Source organism: Allofournierella massiliensis (assembly GCF_964241245.1).
In the GTDB taxonomy this organism is placed as follows: Bacteria; Bacillota; Clostridia; order Oscillospirales; family Ruminococcaceae; genus Allofournierella; species Allofournierella massiliensis.
The window spans coordinates 61579-78112 of sequence record NZ_CAXSWZ010000018.1; the positions used below are offsets into that span (position 1 = coordinate 61579).

The window sequence follows — 16534 nt, forward strand, 5'->3', positions numbered from 1 at the left end:
CTTGAAGGAACAACAACTTGCCCGCATCCGGCAGGATAAGGGCATTCACGCGGATCTGTTTTATATGTGCCTGCCGCTGCTGGCCATGGCCTTTGCGTTTTACGGGCTGCGGTCGGTGCTTTTGTGCGGCACGGCGGTGATCGCGGCCAACCTGAGCGACAGACTGGTGGCCTGGCTGCGGGGCCGCCCCTACGAAAAAGGGGAGTGGAGCAGCGAGGCTTTTGCCTTCATGCTGGCGCTCATCATGCCCGCCACGGTGAGCTACTATGTGGTGATCGTGGGCGCGGTGGCGGCGGTGCTGCTGGGCAAGGAAGCCTTCGGCGGTTATGGCTGCTATGTGTTCCATCCCACCGCCGTGGGCTACGCGGTGGTGGCGGTGAGCTGGCCGGAGCAGGTGTTCCGGTATCCGGAAGCCCAGCTGTTCCAGAGCCTGCCTCTGGGCAGTGTTTCCAGCGTGCAGCTGGTGGATTCGCCCCTGCATGCGTTAAAGACCGGCGGCCTGCCCACACTGGACAATACCACCCTGTTTCTGGGCAACTACGCGGGCCCCATGGGCGTGACCGCGCTGCTGGTGATCATGGCCTGCGCGCTGTTTCTGGCAAACCGGCGCAGCCTGCACCTGAGCGTGATGTTCAGTTTTCTGGGCATGTGCGCGCTGGTGGCCTTTGTGGCCCCCCGCTTGGGCGAAATTCCCGCCTTCAGCATGCCCTGGACCTATGTGGCCGACCGGCTGGCGGTGATGAAATACGAGCTGTGCAGCGGCGGCCTGCTGTTTGCGGCGGTCTTTCTGATGGCAGACCCGGTGATCTGCCCCACCAACCGGATCTCCCGCATCCTGTATGGTGCGCTCACCGGCTTTATGGCCATGATGTTCCGCTACTACGGCAACTACGAGACCGGCGTGTGCTTCGCCATTCTGGCGGTGAACGCCTTCTCCGGCTGGCTGGACCGGGCCGTGCTTCGCATCCTGCACCGAAAGGGGGTTGTGCGCCGTGAACTCTAAGAAGGCGAAATACCTGTCGGAAAACATGGAGCGCATTGCCCGGCGGGACCGGATTTTCCTGAACAACCCGGTCATCATGCAGGGCATGGGCCTTGCGCCGCTGGTGGTGGCTGCCACCAACGGCATGAACGCGCTGATGCTCAGCGTGGCGGTGCTGCTGCTGCTCACCCCCACCCGGGTGGTTGCGGCCATGATCTGCCGCACCGGCCGGGGCCAGCTGCGGGCGCTGGTGTACTGCTTCACCAGCTCGATTCTGTACATCGGCGTATATTTTGCGCTGCGGGCCATTTTTGATGTGGAAATTCTGCAGCTGGGCGTTTATCTGCCCATGCTGGTGGTGGAGCCGCTGATCATCAAGAGGTACGAGCGGCCCCAGCCCGAGCGGGTGATGACCGCCCTGCGCAAGGGCCTGCGTACCACTGCGGGCTATGTGCTGGTGCTGCTGCTCATGGGCTGCCTGCGGGAGATTCTGGCCGCAAGCACCCTGTTCGGCGCACCCATTCCCCGGCTGAATACCACCCTGCTGCCCATGGCCAGCCTGCCCGCCGGCGGGTTTATCCTGCTGGGCGTGGTGTGCGCGGTCTGGCGCGGTCTGGTTCGGGCCTACAAAAAACATGTGCATACGGAGGCGAGACGAGGCGAATGATGGAAGTAATAAAAGCCTGCAGCACCTTCTTTTTGTATGCTGTAACGGCAGTGTTTGCGGAAAACGCAGTGTTCGGCCGGGCGATGGGCGTGTCCCGCCTGGTGAAGCTGGTGGAGGATTCCACCGTGGACACCCTCACCTTCGGCGGCCTGCTCTGCCTGATCCAGCTGGTGGCGGCGCCCCTGAGCTTCTGGGTGGACCTTCTGCTCACCCCGCTGAGCTGGCGCAACGCCGTGCGCCCGTTCCTGTTCATCCTGTGCAGCACGGTGGCCTTCTTTGTGGTGCTGGGCGTGCTGCTGCTGATCTGGAAGGAAAAGGCGCGCCGCATGCTGGCGGTGCTGCCCATGGCAACCTTCAACACCGCGGTGCTGGGCGTGCTGCTGATTGCCGCCACCCAGAGCTTCAATCTGGTGCAGACCATGGGCTTTGCGCTGGGCAGCGGCGTGGGCTACACCGCCGCCGTGGTGGTGGTGAGCGAGGGCCAGCGCCGCATGCGGCAGGACATGATCCCCGGCAGCTTCAAGGGTCTGCCCGTTACCCTGATTTACATCGGTATCCTGGCGCTGGCCATCTACGGCTTCACCGGGCACCGCATCTCCATTGGATGACACACCGTGGAAAACCCACGCGGAAAGGCGGCTTGATTTGATATGGCAAAGAAAAATCTGGGCAAAGTGAAGCGGTACCGGCGCAGCTTTTACAGCGGCCGGCAGCGCGCATCGCGCATCGCCGGGGGCGTTCTGGCTCTGGTGGCGCTGTTTGCGGTGGGCTGGCTGGCAGGCCCTGCGGTGATCAACTTCGGCACCAGCACCTGGTACAGCATCGTGCGGGGCGATTCCGACAATCCGCCCACAAGCCAGCCGGAAAGCGCCTCCGTGCCCCAGAGCGCCAGCGAGTCGGAAGGCCAGCCCGCCAGTGAGCCCCAGCCCACCGAAGCGCCCCAGACCGGCGGCGACATGACCCGGGGCAGCTGGGCCTTTGTGGACGTGGCCAGCCTGACCGGCGAGGGCGCGGCCGAGCAGGTGGCGCAGCAGCTGGCAGGCCAGGGCGTGACCTATGCGGTGGTGCCCCTGAAGGACAGCACCGGCAGCGTGTACTACGCCAGCGCCCTGCCGGCGGCGGCATCCAGCCTTTCCACCACCCAGATCGACGGCGCGGCGGTGGCTGCGGCCTTCAAAGAGCAGGGCATCGTGCCGGTGGCGGGTGTGTGCGCCTTCCAGGATCCACTGGCCGCCAGCGCCAACCGGGAAATGGCTGTGAAGTATCAGGGCACCGACTACCTGTGGCTGGACGCCGCGCAGGACAAGGGCGGCAAGGCCTGGCTGAACCCGTATTCCAGCGCCGCGGTGGACTACATCGGCGGCATCATCGACGAGGCCAAAGCCATGGGCTTTGAGCAGATCTGGCTCACCGGCGTGCAGCTGCCCACCACCGCCGGCCGCGACAAGGCCAGCTATGGCGATACGGCCGGCGTGACCGAGGCCCAGTGCCTGGCAAACGCCCTGGCCGCATGGCAGGAAAAGGCCACCTGCTGGGTGGAATACCCGCTGAACGTGGCCAGCGGCCAGGAGACCCGCCTGACCGGCGGTACCATCGACGCGCTGGGCATTGAGAATCTGGCCATCGAGGTGGGCGGCGAGCTCACCGAAGAGACCCAGACCCAGCTGGACGCCGCCAAAGCCGCAGCCGCGGGCTGCGACTATGTGGGCGTGCGCACCGGCGACGTGTTCGCGGTGGAGGCGGGCCAATGAGCCAGCCCTGCTTTGTGCCGGGCCGGCTGCTTGTGCCCGGCGAAGGCGTTTCGCCGGAACAGTGGGCCTGCCCCTCGGCGGGCGCTTTGAGCCGGGAGAGCTGGCGCGAGCTGGAGGCCCGGCGGGAAAACGCTCCGGCGGCCATGCAGCTGCTGGTGCCGGACGCGCTGCTTCAGCGGGTGGAAACCCGGGAGCGGCTGGCCGCGGCAAAGGCGGCCATGGGCCGGGCCCGGGAGCTGCTGCCCCGCACGGTGAACGGCTTTGTGTATCTGGAGCGCACCCTGCCGGACGGCCGGGTGCGCCGGGGCCTTGTGGGCTGCGTGGATCTGGAAGCCTACGCTTTTGCCGCAGGCAGCCGCACTCCGGTGCGGGCGCCCTCGGCGCTGGCTGCCCGGCAGGTGCTGCCCCGGCTGGAACGCTGGGAGGATGCGGCGCTACAGAGCAGCCACATTCTGCTGGCGGCAAACATGGACGAAGCGGCCCTGTTTGCGGCGGTGGAAGAAATTCAAAACCAGGCGCCCCTCTATGAGGGGCCATTGTGCTATGGCGGCGGCAGTGCCGTGGGCTGGGCGGTGGAATCTGCCGACCGGCTGGGTGCGCTGGCGGCGTTGTTTGACCCGGCACAAGGGCCTGCGGGCGCGGCGCTGCTTGCCCCGGTGAGCGGGGAAGAGGATCTGGCCGCCGCCCGGGCATACTGGATGATGATGCGGGAGGAGCTGAGCGAAGCGGAGCGGGAAACGCATCCGGCCCGCTTCTGTCTGGCCGAGGTGTGCAGCATCCGGAGTGCCGGTCTGCGCCTTGCCCCCGCCCACCGGCTGGTGATGGGGGTGCAGGGCCTGCCGCTGCTGGCGGCCTTCCGCAGCTGGTGCGCCGGTCAAAGCGTGCGGCTGGAGGAGAGCCCGGTTCCCGGCTGCTCCGGGCGGCTGGACTTTGTGTACGGTGCCTGGCAGCGGGCGGTGTGGCCTGTCGGGGGCCGCTGGCCGCTGGCGGCTGCCGTGCTGGAAGCCTTTTTGCAGGAGTATCTGCGGGCGAACCCCGCCTGCTTTGCCGACCGGCTGGCCGATGAGGCCGAGCTGCGGGAGCTGGCGGCGGACGGCAACACCGGCGTGCTGCTGCATGAGACAAACGAGGATCTGTTCCGGGGCCTTGCGGGGGCCGATTTTCTGCCCCTGGGGCTGTTTGCGCCCCTTGAGGCCCGGGAACAGCGGTACGAGCTGGAGTGCAGGTACATCCGCTGACGGCGGGCCCCTGCGCCCCGGCTTGTTTCAGGCAGGGCCGCGCCCGTTTTTTCGGGCGCGGTGTTGCCGTTTGAACAAGCGATTATTTGGAGGACTATGAATTTTAGCGAACTGAAACTGACCCGCCCGCTGCTGAAGGCAGTGGAGGAGCAGGGGTATAAAACCCCTTCGCCCATTCAGGCCAAGGCGATTCCGCCGGTGCTGGCCGGGTATGACCTGCTGGGCTGCGCCCAGACCGGCACCGGTAAGACCGCCGCCTTTGCGCTGCCCATTCTGCAGCGGCTGGCCGCCAGCCACCCCTCCCACAAGGGAGTGCGGGCGCTGATTCTGACCCCCACCCGGGAGCTGGCCCTGCAGATCGACGAGTGCTTTGCAAACTACGACCGCTACCTGAACGTGAGCCACTGCGTGGTGTTCGGCGGGGTGGGCCAGCAGCCCCAGGTGGACGCGCTGCGCCGCGGCGCGGACGTGCTCACCGCCTGCCCGGGCCGCCTGAACGACCTGATCGGTCAGGGCCATGTGGATCTGAGCCGGCTGGAGATCTTTGTGCTGGACGAGGCCGACCGGATGCTGGACATGGGCTTTGTGAACGACGTGAAAAAGGTGATCCGTCACCTGCCTGCCCAGCGCCAGAACCTGCTGTTCAGCGCCACCATGCCCAAAGAGATTGAGCAGCTGGCAAACAGCATTCTGAAAAAGCCGGTCACCGTGAAGGTGGACCCGGTGAGCAGCACCGTGGAGCGGATTGAGCAGGGCCTTTACTTTGTGAACAAGCCGGACAAAAAGCGGCTGCTGGCAAAGCTGCTGGCCGACCCGGCGGTGACCAGCGCGCTGGTGTTCAGCCGCACCAAGCACGGGGCCAACGCCATCGCCACCTTTTTGAACAAACAGGGCATCGGCGCGGCGGCCATCCACGGCAACAAGAGCCAGAGCGCCCGTGTGGCCGCGCTGGACAGCTTCAAGGCGGGCAAGATCCGTGCGCTGGTGGCCACCGACATCGCCGCCCGCGGCATCGACATCAGCGAGCTTTCCCATGTGTTCAACTTTGACCTGCCCGAGGTGCCGGAAACCTATGTGCACCGCATCGGCCGCACCGGCCGGGCCGGGGCCGAGGGCGTGGCCATCAGCTTCTGCAGCCCGGAGGAAAAGGAATATCTGGCGGGCATCGAAAAGCTGAACCGGAAAAAGATTCCGGTGCTGGAGCTGCCGGAGCTGGGCGAGCGGGCGGAAGCCGCCGCACCGGCCCGGCCTGCACCGCGCCCGGAGCGGGAGAAGGCAAAGCCCGAGCAGCCCAAACGGAAGGAAACAGCGAAACAGGCCCCGAACGAGCCTGCAAACCAACAGTTGGAGGTTACCATCGTGGAAGAAAAGAACACCCAGGCTGGCCAGCCCCTTTCGGCCAGCGCAAAGCGCCGCCGCCGCCGTCGGCGCGCGGCCGGTAAGGCTGCGGAAGCGGCAGCGCAGGAAAACGCAAAGCGGGAGGAGCGCGGCGAACGCCCGGAACGCCCCGAACGGAATGAACGCCCGGCGGAAAAGGCGGAAAAACAGCCTGCAAAGCAGGCTTCCTCCAGCCGGGAAAAGGCCCAGAGCGGCCGCGGCCAGCAGCGAAGCGCCGCCCGCCCCGAGCACAGCAGGCAGACCCAGCGGACTTCCGGCCGCAGCCAGCAGCAGAAATCTGCCCGGGCGGAAAAGCAGCCCCGGCAGGCGGCCCCGGCAAAGGACGAGGATCCGGGCCTGCTGCTGATCTCCCGCAAGCCCCCGGCCCAGAAGTTCGCCAGCTTTGAGGAGTACATGAAGAGCCACGGCGGCTTCTCCGAGCCCATCGAGGGCGAGGCAGAGGAATGAGCGGTTTTGTCTGCCCGGTGTGCGGCGGAAGGCTGACCGATGCGGGCGGCGCGGTGCGCTGCCCGGCCGGCCACAGCTTCGACCGGGCCAAAGAGGGGTATGTGAACCTGCTGCTTGTCAGCCGGATGCACAGCAAAATCCCCGGCGACAGCAAGGAGATGGTGGCCGCCCGCAACCGCTTTTTAAACGGGGGCGGCTACGCACCCTTCGCTGCCGAGCTGGCCCGCCTGTGCGCGGAGCTGGCCCGCAAAAAGGGCGGCGTGCTGCACATTCTGGATGCGGGCTGCGGCGAGGGCTACTACGACGGAGCCATCTGCGCCGAGCTGGAGCGGCAGGGCCTGCCCTTCCGGCTGGCCGGGTTCGACATCAGCAAGGCGGCGGTGCGGCTGGCAGCCAAACGGAAGCTGCCGAATGCGGCCTTCGCGGTGGCCAGCAGCTTTGCCGCCCCGGTGGAAAGCGGCTGGGCGGATGTGGTGCTGAACATCTTTTCCCCCTTTGCGGGGGAGGAGTTCCGCCGCTGCCTGGCCCCCGGCGGCCGGCTGATCTACGCGGTGCCCACGGCGGAGCATCTGATGGGCCTGAAGGACGTATTGTACGACGAGCCCTACGAGAATCCCTGCCAGCAGGTGGACTATCCGGGCTTTTCCCCCGCCGGGGAGACCCGGGCGGAGGACCGGATTACCGTGGAGGGGCAGGCCATCGGCGATCTGTTCGCCATGACCCCCTATTACTGGAAAACCCCGGCCGAGGGCAGCGCCCGTCTGGCCCGGCTGGAGCGGCTGGAAACCCCCATCGGGTTCCGCTTTTTGCTCTACGACCGGCAGGATTGACAAAAAAGCATCATTTTGTTGCCGCTGCAACAAAGAGGTGCTTTTATTCGCCGTATAATAAGGTGTATTTTAAAAGAAGGAGTGCAAAGCGGCCGTTGGCCGCGGCGCGCACGGCAAATCATATCAACAAGGCGGCCAGCCCGCCCGATAAAGGAGAGACAGAACAATGGGAGCATTACAGGCTAAGGAAAACATCTGGTGGGTCGGCGTACAGGACCCGGATCTGCGCGTATTTGACATCGTGATGTACAGCGAGTACGGCACCAGCTACAACGCCTATGTGGTGAAGGGCACCGAAAAGACCGCCGTGTTCGAGACCGTGAAGGCCAAGTTCTTCGACCAGTATCTGGAGAACCTGAAAGAGGTCTGCGATCCCGCCACCATCGATTACATCGTGGTTGGCCACACCGAGCCCGACCATGCCGGCGGCGTGGAGAAGCTGCTGGCTCTGGCTCCCAACGCCACCGTTGTGGGCAGCGCCACCGCCCTGACCTTCCTGAAGGAGATCGTGAACCATCCCTTCAAGAGCCAGGCCGTGACCGAGAAGGATCAGATCGACCTGGGCGGCATGCACCTGGAATTCCTGAGCGTGCCCTTCCTGCACTGGCCGGACAGCATGTACACCTACATCCCCGAGGCCAAGGCTCTGTTTACCGTGGACTCCTTCGGCTGCCACTACGCCGACGACCGGGTATTCAACGACCTGATCGAGGGCGACTTCGAGGCTGCCTACAAGTACTACTTCGACAACATCATGGGCCCCTTCAAGCCTTTCGTGCTGAAGGCTCTGAACCGGATCAAGGATCTGGACATCGAGTTCATCGGCAACGGCCACGGCCCCGTGCTGCGCACCAACATCCAGCACTACTTCGATCTGTACCGCAAGTGGGCCACCCCCGTGAAGAAGGCTCCCGAGGATCGGAACGTGGTCATCGCCTACGTTTCCGCCTACGGCTACACCAAGCAGCTGGCCGAGACCATCGCCGAGGGCCTGAAGGATGGCGGCGTGCAGCACATCCAGATGTTTGATCTGGTCACCGACGACAACGCCGCTGCCAAGGCTGCGCTGCAGTCCTCCGACGGCTTCCTGCTGGGCAGCCCCACTCTGGTGGGCGACGCTCTGCCCCCCATCTACGAGATGCTGGTGGGCCTGAACCCCATCATCCACCGCGGCCTGCCCGCCGCTGCCTTCGGCAGCTACGGCTGGAGCGGCGAGGCGGTTCCCAACCTGACCGCCCGCATGGAGGCCCTGAAGCTGGGTCAGCCTCTGCCCGGCCTGAAGATCCGCTTCAAGCCCAGCGACGCCCAGCTGGCCGAGGCCCGTCAGTATGGCCGCGACTTCGCCGCCGCCGTGCTGAAGTAAGCACAAGCCCAAAAGCAAGAAAAAAGAACCGATGCGTTAGCCGGTGTGGCATAAGAAAACGACGGTTCTGCCTTAGGATTTTGGCGCACAAAATGTTCAAAGGGGCGGGCAAGCCACCAAGGCTTGCGCCGCCCCTTTTCGCACTTTCTGCATCCAAAATCCTGGGGCAGAACTGCACAGCACCGGAAAAGGGCCGATTTTGATGGGAGTGCAAGGAAAAGACCCGCAGGCACCCTTGGTGGTTGTCAAGGGGCTTTGACGCTGCAATCCTGCAAAAGCGGCCCTTTTCCGGCGCTGTTTTCTTATGTCACCCCGGCTGTTTTGCATCGGTTTTTTTGTGCAGAAAGCGCAGTCAGATAAAGTGATACAGCGGTGTGGTATGTAGAAAAAAGCGGCCGGAAATTCTACGTTTTGCACTTTGACTTCGATTGGTCAAAGTGGTATATTACTCTACACTGCAAACGGACCCCTGCAAAAAGTGGAAAAAACTGCCCGGAAACGGCAGAAAGAAAAAGGAGATTGTTCAACATGAATCTGCGCGAAAAATACGGCGAATGGGGCATCGTTCTGGGTGCCACCGAGGGCGTGGGCAAGGCATTCTGCGAGAAGCTGGCCCAGGGCGGCATGAACGTTGTGATGGTGGGCCGCCGGGAAGAGAAGCTGAAGGAGCTGGGCGAAAGCATCAAGCAGACCTACGGCGTGGACTACAAGGTGGTCAAGGCGGATTTTTCCACCCCCAACGCCACCGACGCCATCTTCGCCGCCACCGAAGGGCTGGACATGGGCTTCATGAGCTATGTGGCCTGCCTGCATTCCTTCGGCAAGATCCAGGATACCCCCTGGGAAAAGCATGAGGCGATGATCAATGTGAACGTGGTCACCTTCATGAAGTGCTTCTACCATTACATGAAGATCTTCGCCGCCCAGGACCGGGGCGCGGTGATCAATGTGTCCTCCATGACCGGCATCTCCAGCTCGCCCTGGAACGGCCAGTACGGCGCAGGCAAGGCCTTCATCCTGAAGATGACCGAGGCTGTTGCCTGCGAGGTGGAAAAGACCAACGTGGATGTGGAGGTCATCACCCTGGGCACCACCCTCACCCCCAGCCTGCTGAGCAACCTGCCCGGCGGCCCGCAGGGCGAAGCGGTGATGAAGATCGCCCAGACCCCCGAAGAGGTGGTGGACGAGGCCTTCGAAAAGCTGGGCAAGGAATTCTCGGTCATTTCCGGCGAGCGCAACAAAAAGAGCGTGCAGGACTGGCGCGCCAACCACACCGCCGACGAGTACATCCGCTACATGGGCTCCTTCTATCAGGAATAAGCACAGCAACCCCCAAACAAGCAAGCAAAAAGAACCGATGCAACCGCATCGGTTCTTTTTTTGTGGCGTTTGGGGAATCAAAGATCGTCCGCGTCCTGCTGGGGCATCTCGCCGGGGATGGCGGGCATGCCGGTGTAGCTGCCCTCCGGGTCGTCCTTCGCGGGGCGGGCGGCCTTCAGCACCTGCTGCGCCGCCGGGGGGATGGGAACGGAATGCTGTTTTTTCATGGCAAAGCCTCCTTCTGGTATAGATTCTGCCCAAACAGCCCATGCTGTATGCGCAATCCATGAAAAGGAGCGATGTGCATGCAAAGCGGCCCAAAGGCCTTCTGGCTTTCGTTTTTTCTCACTCTGGCCATTCTCGTCCCGCTGCTGGGGGGCTTTGTGCTGTACGGCCTGTGGCAGCAAAGCACCGCCGCCCCCGCCCAGATCACCCAGAGCGGGGTGCCGGTGGCAAGTCCATCACAGGAAAACGACCACACCCTCTTCGTGGCGGTGGCCGCCGAGGAGCCCGGCTTCGTGCTGCTGCGGCTGGACGGAATGAACAATGTGATCCGCATCTGCCCGGTGCCCGCGGTCAGTGTGGTGTCCGCCCCCAGCGGCCCCACCCTCCTGCGGGACAGCTACTCCAGCGCCGGCCCCGGCCGGGCGGCAGAGCTGCTGAGCCAGACATTGAACATTCAGATCGACCAGTATCTGGCCATCACCCCGGCCAGCCTGGGCACTGCCTGGAACGGCATGGAGCCGCCCCGGGTGAACCTGACCGGCCTGCTGGAGCCGGAGGAACTGGAGACACTGGGCCTTTCGGAGGATCCGGTGGTGAGCCTTGCGCCGGAGTCCGCTTCGGAATTTCTGGCAAAGCTGAAGGGCGAGGGCGTGCCGCCCGCCCGGCTGGAGCGCATCCGGGGCGCGGTGTGGGACGCGGCTCTGCGCCAGCAGCTGCCCGGCCTTTCCACCACCCTGATTGAGGGGCTACGCAAGGCCAGCAGCACCCTGCTTTCCAACCTGACCCTCACCGATCTGTACGACATGCAGGATACGCTGGAGTTTCTGGCCCGCCAGCAGGCCCAGGTGGAGGCCCAGGTGGTGCCCGGCCGGTGGGAAGGGGAGGAGCGCTATGAGTTCACCGAGGACAGCGTGGCCTTTGCCCGGAGCTGGTTTTGTCAGCGTGAGCAGGAAACGGAAAGCCCCGCGCTGGCAACGCCCGGGCCCTCGGCAGGCGCTGCCGATGCAAGCCCCAGCCCGTCGGCGGGCCCCACCGCCAGCCCGTCCCCGGCGGCCAGTGCTGCACCCTCGGCCAGCCCTGCTCCTTCGGCCAGCCCCACGCCGCCCCCGGTGAGCGGAGCCCCGGCGGGGGCGCTGGGATAAATCAGGCCCAGAGCCGGGCCAGCAGAGCGGCCAGCGGTTCGATCTGGCCGTCCGCCAGTGCGCCGTAGCCTGCCACCAGTGTGTTCGGCGGGCAGGATGCGGTGGTGCAGTATTCCGAAAGACCGGTGATCCGGATTCCCTCAGCCCGGGCGCGGCGGACAAGCTCCGCTTCGCCCGGGCCGTTTTTTACCTGCAAGAGCAGATGCAGGCCGGTGTGCTGGCCGGAAAAATGCAGCCGATCCGGCCCGAAGGCGGTGTCCAGCGCGCCGGTGAGGGCCTGCATCCGGGTGCGGTATTTTCCCCGGCAGCGGGCCAGATGGCGGGTGAAGTGGCCCTCCTGCAAAAATACCCGAAGCGTCTGCTGCTCAAACCGGCTCACGGTGGAGGAGTAAAAGCCGAACTGCTCCACAAAACGGGCCAGCAGGTCCCGGGGCAGCACCATGAAGGCGATGCGGATGCTGGGGGCAAGACTGCGGGAGAAGGTGGAAAGATACACCACCGGCCCGCCGCTGCCCGCCATGCCCTGCAGGCTGGGCAGCGGGCGCAGGGCAAACCGGAACTCCGAGTCGTAGTCGTCCTCAAGGATGTACCGCCCCGGGGCGGCCAACGCCCATTGCAGCAGGGCCGCCCGCCGCCCGGCGGGCATCACCGCGCCGGTGGGGAACTGGTGGCTGGGGGTCACATAGGCCAGCCGGGCATTGGTTTCGGCCAGCTTTTCCACCACAAGGCCCTGCCGGTCCACCGGAACCGGCACGCAGGGCACGCCGCTGCTTTGCAGAATGCGCCGGGTGCGGCCGTAGCCCGGGTCCTCCACCGCGGCCGGGCCCTCCACCAGCCGGGCCAGCAGACCCAGCAGATATTCCACACCGGCGCCCACCACGATCTGATCCGGCGCGCAGTCCACCGCACGATAGGCGTGCAGATAATCTGCAATGGCGCTGCGCAGATCTTCGTCCCCCTGGGGGTGGCCGTGGCTCAGCAGCTGGGGCTGGGAATAAAGCAGCTCCTTCTGGATGCGGCCCCAGGTGCGGAAGGGGAAGAGGGCGGTGTCGATGCCGCCGGTGGAAAGGTCGTACCGCCACACCGGCGCCTCGGCGGGCCGGGGCGCGGGCGCGGGGCCGGGCAGAGCGGTTTTGGGGCCGGTGTAGTGCTGCACAAAAAAACCGGACCGGGGCCGTGCCTCCAGATAGCCCTCCGCCACCAGCAGCTGGTAGGCGGTGTCCACCGTGTTCACGCTCACCGAAAGCTCCGCCGCAAGGCTGCGCTTGCCGGGCAGCCGCTCGCCGGGGGCCAGCTCCCCGTGGCGGATCTGGGCCACGATGGCCCGGTACAGCTGGTCATACAGCGGCCCGCCGGTGTCCGAGGCCGCAAAGGAAAGCTGAAACATATTCCGCAGCTCCTTTCTTTTTATGCGTTAAAGCGATAAAACTGGCCCCATAAAAAAGTTCTGTTCTGGGTATTATCATGGGGCCAGTATCCGGTATAATATGAGCATAGAGAACGGGGCGAAAAAAGTCAAGGCAATCCCGCACAATTCCGCAGGGTGGAGCGCGCCGGAGCCTGCGGAACCGGATGTGCGGTGGTGCCGAAAAAACAAAAATCGCGGCCCCGCCGGGAGGCATACCTATGGAAAAGAAATTTTGGAGCGTGCAGCGGCTGGCGGTGTTCGGTCTGATGAGCGCGCTGGTGTTCGCGTCCAGCTGGATGCAGATTCCCATTGGCGATGTGAGCCGGGTACATCTGGGCAACGGCTTCTGCGCATTGACCGGCCTGTTGTTCGGGCCCTGGGTGGGCGGCCTTGCCAGCGGCATGGGCAGCATGCTGTTTGACTTCACCAACCCGCTGTACATTGCCGAGAGCTGGATCACCTTCCTGACCAAGTTCTTCATCGGTTTTCTGGCCGGGCTCATCGCCCGCCGGGGCACGGGCAAAAACCCGGCGGCCCAGCGCGTGTGGGATATTGTGGGCGCGGTGACCGGTACGCTGGCCTATGTGGTGCTGTATCTGGGCAAGAGCTTCATTATGATGTATTTTATCGAGCGCCAGACCCTTGGCGCGGTGCAGGTGCAGCTGGTGACCAAGCTGCTGAGCAGCCTGATCAACGCGGGCGCCGGCGTGCTGGTGGCCGTGATTCTGGCCGGGGCGCTGCGCCCGGCCCTCAAGCGGGCGGGGCTGTTCCGCAAACAGCTTTTGTGCTGAGGCGGCTCACCGCACCGGAGAGGTTCCGGCACACGCCATTGGCTGAAAAATTGAATGGTTCCCCTTTCGAAAGGCGGGCCGCCGGGATTGTTCCGGCGCCCCGCCTTCGCTGTTTCGACACCCCTTGTTTGACTTTTGCCCGCCTGCCGCTATAATAAAAGGTATCTTTGCATTCGGCCCGGTACCGGCGGGCCGGGGAACGGAGGGCACGGCAATGGAACATCGGCACCAGGTGATTTTGATTTATAACGGCGCTGCGGGCAAGCGGCGGGTGGCGCAGGAGCTGGAATCCATCCTCACCGGTCTGACCCGGGCGGGGTGTATGGTCACCGCCTGCCCGGTGATGGAGGGCTGGGGCGCGGCACAGCTGCTGGCGGCATACCCCGGCCGGTTCGATGCGGTGGTCTGCTGCGGAGGCGACGGCACCCTGCACTACACGGTGAACGACGTGATGAACGCGCCCCGGCCGCTGCCGGTGGGCTATCTGCCCTTTGGCTCCACCAACGACTTTGCCGCCTCGGCCGGGCTTCGCCGCCCGCTGGAGGAAAACTGCGCCGCCATTGGAGCAATGGCACCCCGGCCGCTGGATCTGGGCCGGTTCAATGAGCGGCACTTCTGCTATGTGGCCGCCTTCGGCATGTTCACGGCGGTGTCGTACCAGACGCCGCAGGCCACCAAAAACCTGCTGGGCCACTTTGCCTATGTGCTGGAGGGTGTGCTGCGGCTGGATCTTTCCCAGGGCTGGCGGGCCACCATTCAGGTGGACGACCGGACGCTGGAGGGGGAATTCTGGTACTGCTCGGTGAGCAACTCCCGCTACATCGGGGGCATGGCGGTGCCGGAGCAGAACGCGGTGCAGCTGGACGACGGCCTGTTCGAGGTGATGATCCTGCGCAAGCCCCAGACCCTGCCCCAGGCCCGGCGGCTGGTGACGTGCCTGATGAGCCAGAAGCCGGACGGGGAGCTTTTGTATCTGCTGCAGGCGCGGCGGGTGCGGGCGGTGTTCGACGAACCCACCGGCTGGACGCTGGACGGCGAAGCCAGCCCCCAGGTGCGCGAGGCGGACATCCGGGTGGAGCCCGGCCGGCTGGAGCTGCTGGTATAAAAATACAGAAAAATGCGGGAAAGCCGGTGGCTTTTCCGCTTTTTTGGCCTCAAATGGGGCAAGCGGGCCGAAATGTGGGCAAAAAAGGTGAAAAATTTACGCGGATTGGCGTTTTTTTCACGGATTGTTTGCGCCCCGGGGGAAAATAGTGTAAAATAGCTTGGTACGAGTAATTTTCCCGACTGAAAAAAGAAAGGTGAACGAATCGTGGCATCCAATCGTAAACAGGCGCCCTGGCAGAAAAAGCTGCGGGCGCTGCTTCAAAAACCGGCGGCACTGCCCATTCTTGCGGCGGTCTGCGGTTTGATTATCGTGGCCATCGCGGCCATTGTGGTATGGTTTACCGTGCTGGGCGGCAAGCCCGCCGAATCCGGCAGCACCAGCTGGTCCGAGCCGGCCAGCGACGCTTCCTACGACGCCACCGCCGACAAGGTGGACGTGGACGCCTACAAGGGCACCGTGCTGCCCGAAACCGAGGACGCCGGCCAGGAATATCTGGGCGAGACCCTTTTTCTGGGCGACTCCAACACCGTGCGCTACATGGTCTATGGCCCGGAGGGCAGCGACGAGCCTTTCACCACCATCGACAACAACATCGGCGTTGTGAGCATGGGCGTGCAGCAGATCAGCAGCCTGAAGTGCGAAAACTTCGTGGGCCGCTCCTCTGCGGTGACCATGCCCGAGGCGGTCAAGATCATGCAGCCCCGCCGGGTGATCATCGGCTTCGGCACCAACAACCTGACCATGGATGTGGACACCTTCATTGAGGAGTACAAGGAAGGTCTGGCCGCCATCCACGAAGCCTACCCTTATGCGGACATCATCGTGAACGCCATCCCCCCGCTGGACAAGCAGCGCAGCAACACCGCGCTGAGCATGAAGCAGGTGGATGCGTTGAACAGCGCCATCGTGAAGATGTGCGAGGAGGAAGGGTATAAGTATCTGGACAGCAGCCAGGCTCTGGAGGATCCGGAAACCGGCTGGGCCAGGACCGATTACACCCTGAGCGACGGTGTGCACCTGAGCCAGAACGGCGTGCGCGCCCTGTTCGACTACATCAAGACCCACGCCTACATCACCGAGGATACCCGTCCCAAGCCCCTGAACAAGGTGCCCCAGGTGCAGGGCGTTACCCCGAACCTGATCACCAGCGATCCCATCGCGGTGCGGGGCGAGAACGGCCAGGCCACCACCAAGGTGCCCGTGGAATTCGTGTGCAGCGAGGGCGGCCACCTGAGCGGCGCCACCAGCCAGATGGTGGCCAAGGGCGGCACCTGCAGCACCGTGACCGCCGTGCCCGATGAGGGCTGGGTGTTCGCGGGCTGGGCTGCCACCATCGGCAGCACCGGCGGCAGCGGCGAGAGCCTGACCTTTACCGTGCCCGCCAACGCGGATGCCAACGGCGTAATCCTCACCGCCTACTTCGAGCAGGTGGAGGCGGAGCCCACCGCAACCCCGGAGCCCACTGCTTCGCCCAGCCCGAAGCCTACCCAGGCTCCCACCGCCGCGCCGACCCCGACCACGGCCCCGGCCACCGCGGCTCCGGCGACTCCGGCTCCGGCCACTCCGGCCCCGGCTACCCCCGTTCCGGCCACTCCGGTGCCGCAGCCCACGCAGGCCCCGGCCACCCCGGCGCCCACACCGGAACCTGTACCTACCGAGCCCCCTGCAACGGAAGCTCCGGCCAGTGAACCTGCGGTGACCGTGCCGGACAATTCCACCCCTGCCAACGCGGCGCCCGCTCCGGAAGAGAACGCCAGCACCGCTTCCGTGGAGGGCTGAACCTGATCAAAAAGGGGCTGTTGCAAAATAGCCTAAAATGAAAAAAATGAGATAGACTTCCCCGAAAGGGTTGCCTATCTCATTT

General features: G+C 64.6%; 15 protein-coding genes. 13 read left to right on the forward strand and 2 right to left on the reverse strand.

Features of this window, described 5'->3' with window-relative positions:
- Position 1: 1 nt before the first annotated feature.
- The 9 genes from ACESYO_RS10620 (at position 2) to ACESYO_RS10660 (ending at position 9996) form a co-directional block, all read left to right on the forward strand.
- Positions 2 to 1003 carry an RnfABCDGE type electron transport complex subunit D gene (locus ACESYO_RS10620; RefSeq protein ID WP_058962785.1) on the forward strand — a complete coding sequence of 334 codons (1002 nt, stop codon included), beginning with the start codon at positions 2 to 4 and terminating at the stop codon, positions 1001 to 1003.
- A complete protein-coding gene (locus ACESYO_RS10625; RefSeq protein WP_242868285.1) occupies positions 993 to 1649 on the forward strand; it encodes an Rnf-Nqr domain containing protein in 657 nt (218 codons plus the stop codon). The genes ACESYO_RS10620 and ACESYO_RS10625 overlap by 11 nt, the downstream gene beginning before the upstream one ends.
- On the forward strand, positions 1646 to 2257 hold the full coding sequence (locus ACESYO_RS10630) for an Rnf-Nqr domain containing protein (protein ID WP_058962784.1): 612 nt from the start codon (positions 1646 to 1648) through the stop codon (positions 2255 to 2257). The genes ACESYO_RS10625 and ACESYO_RS10630 overlap by 4 nt, the downstream gene beginning before the upstream one ends.
- Before the next feature lie 42 nt (positions 2258 to 2299).
- Positions 2300 to 3400, forward strand: coding sequence for a putative glycoside hydrolase (locus tag ACESYO_RS10635; protein WP_058962783.1), 1101 nt, complete (start codon positions 2300 to 2302; stop codon positions 3398 to 3400).
- Positions 3397 to 4638 (forward strand): DUF1015 family protein, encoded by a 1242-nt coding sequence (locus ACESYO_RS10640; RefSeq protein WP_058962782.1) that lies wholly within the window; start codon positions 3397 to 3399, stop codon positions 4636 to 4638. The genes ACESYO_RS10635 and ACESYO_RS10640 overlap by 4 nt, the downstream gene beginning before the upstream one ends.
- Before the next feature lie 96 nt (positions 4639 to 4734).
- Positions 4735 to 6483, forward strand: a complete 1749-nt coding sequence (locus ACESYO_RS10645) for a DEAD/DEAH box helicase (protein WP_373209999.1) — start codon at positions 4735 to 4737, stop codon at positions 6481 to 6483.
- Positions 6480 to 7313 (forward strand): putative RNA methyltransferase, encoded by an 834-nt coding sequence (locus tag ACESYO_RS10650; RefSeq protein ID WP_058962780.1) that lies wholly within the window; start codon positions 6480 to 6482, stop codon positions 7311 to 7313. The genes ACESYO_RS10645 and ACESYO_RS10650 overlap by 4 nt, the downstream gene beginning before the upstream one ends.
- 166 nt (positions 7314 to 7479) lie before the next feature.
- On the forward strand, positions 7480 to 8676 hold the full coding sequence (locus ACESYO_RS10655; protein ID WP_058962779.1) for an FprA family A-type flavoprotein: 1197 nt from the start codon (positions 7480 to 7482) through the stop codon (positions 8674 to 8676).
- A 528-nt stretch (positions 8677 to 9204) separates the two neighbouring features.
- On the forward strand, positions 9205 to 9996 hold the full coding sequence (locus tag ACESYO_RS10660; protein WP_058962778.1) for a 7beta-hydroxysteroid dehydrogenase: 792 nt from the start codon (positions 9205 to 9207) through the stop codon (positions 9994 to 9996).
- Positions 9997 to 10073: 77 nt separating this feature from the next.
- Here the strand turns inward: ACESYO_RS10660 and ACESYO_RS10665 are convergent, their stop codons facing one another.
- Complete coding sequence (locus tag ACESYO_RS10665; RefSeq protein ID WP_156417367.1) at positions 10074 to 10223, reverse strand: hypothetical protein; 150 nt, start codon at positions 10221 to 10223, stop codon at positions 10074 to 10076.
- 78 nt (positions 10224 to 10301) lie between these two features.
- Here ACESYO_RS10665 and ACESYO_RS10670 point away from each other — a divergent pair, with 78 nt between their 5' ends.
- The gene (locus ACESYO_RS10670) at positions 10302 to 11363 is read left to right on the forward strand and encodes a hypothetical protein (RefSeq protein ID WP_373210000.1); all 1062 of its coding nucleotides are present in this window, start codon (positions 10302 to 10304) and stop codon (positions 11361 to 11363) included.
- Between the two features lies 1 nt (position 11364).
- On the opposite strand, the gene pdxR is transcribed toward ACESYO_RS10670, so the two are convergent.
- Positions 11365 to 12750 carry a MocR-like pyridoxine biosynthesis transcription factor PdxR gene (gene pdxR / locus ACESYO_RS10675; protein ID WP_276870015.1) on the reverse strand — a complete coding sequence of 462 codons (1386 nt, stop codon included), beginning with the start codon at positions 12748 to 12750 and terminating at the stop codon, positions 11365 to 11367.
- A 239-nt stretch (positions 12751 to 12989) separates the two neighbouring features.
- Between pdxR and ACESYO_RS10680 the strand changes: the two genes are divergently transcribed.
- The 3 genes from ACESYO_RS10680 to ACESYO_RS10690 all read left to right on the forward strand — a co-directional run bounded on the left by ACESYO_RS10680 (position 12990) and on the right by ACESYO_RS10690 (position 16449).
- The gene (locus ACESYO_RS10680; protein WP_373210001.1) at positions 12990 to 13562 is read left to right on the forward strand and encodes an ECF transporter S component; all 573 of its coding nucleotides are present in this window, start codon (positions 12990 to 12992) and stop codon (positions 13560 to 13562) included.
- Between the two features lie 214 nt (positions 13563 to 13776).
- Positions 13777 to 14667 (forward strand): diacylglycerol/lipid kinase family protein, encoded by an 891-nt coding sequence (locus tag ACESYO_RS10685; protein WP_373210002.1) that lies wholly within the window; start codon positions 13777 to 13779, stop codon positions 14665 to 14667.
- Positions 14668 to 14874: 207 nt separating this feature from the next.
- On the forward strand, positions 14875 to 16449 hold the full coding sequence (locus tag ACESYO_RS10690) for an SGNH/GDSL hydrolase family protein (protein ID WP_283128461.1): 1575 nt from the start codon (positions 14875 to 14877) through the stop codon (positions 16447 to 16449).
- Positions 16450 to 16534: the final 85 nt, after the last annotated feature.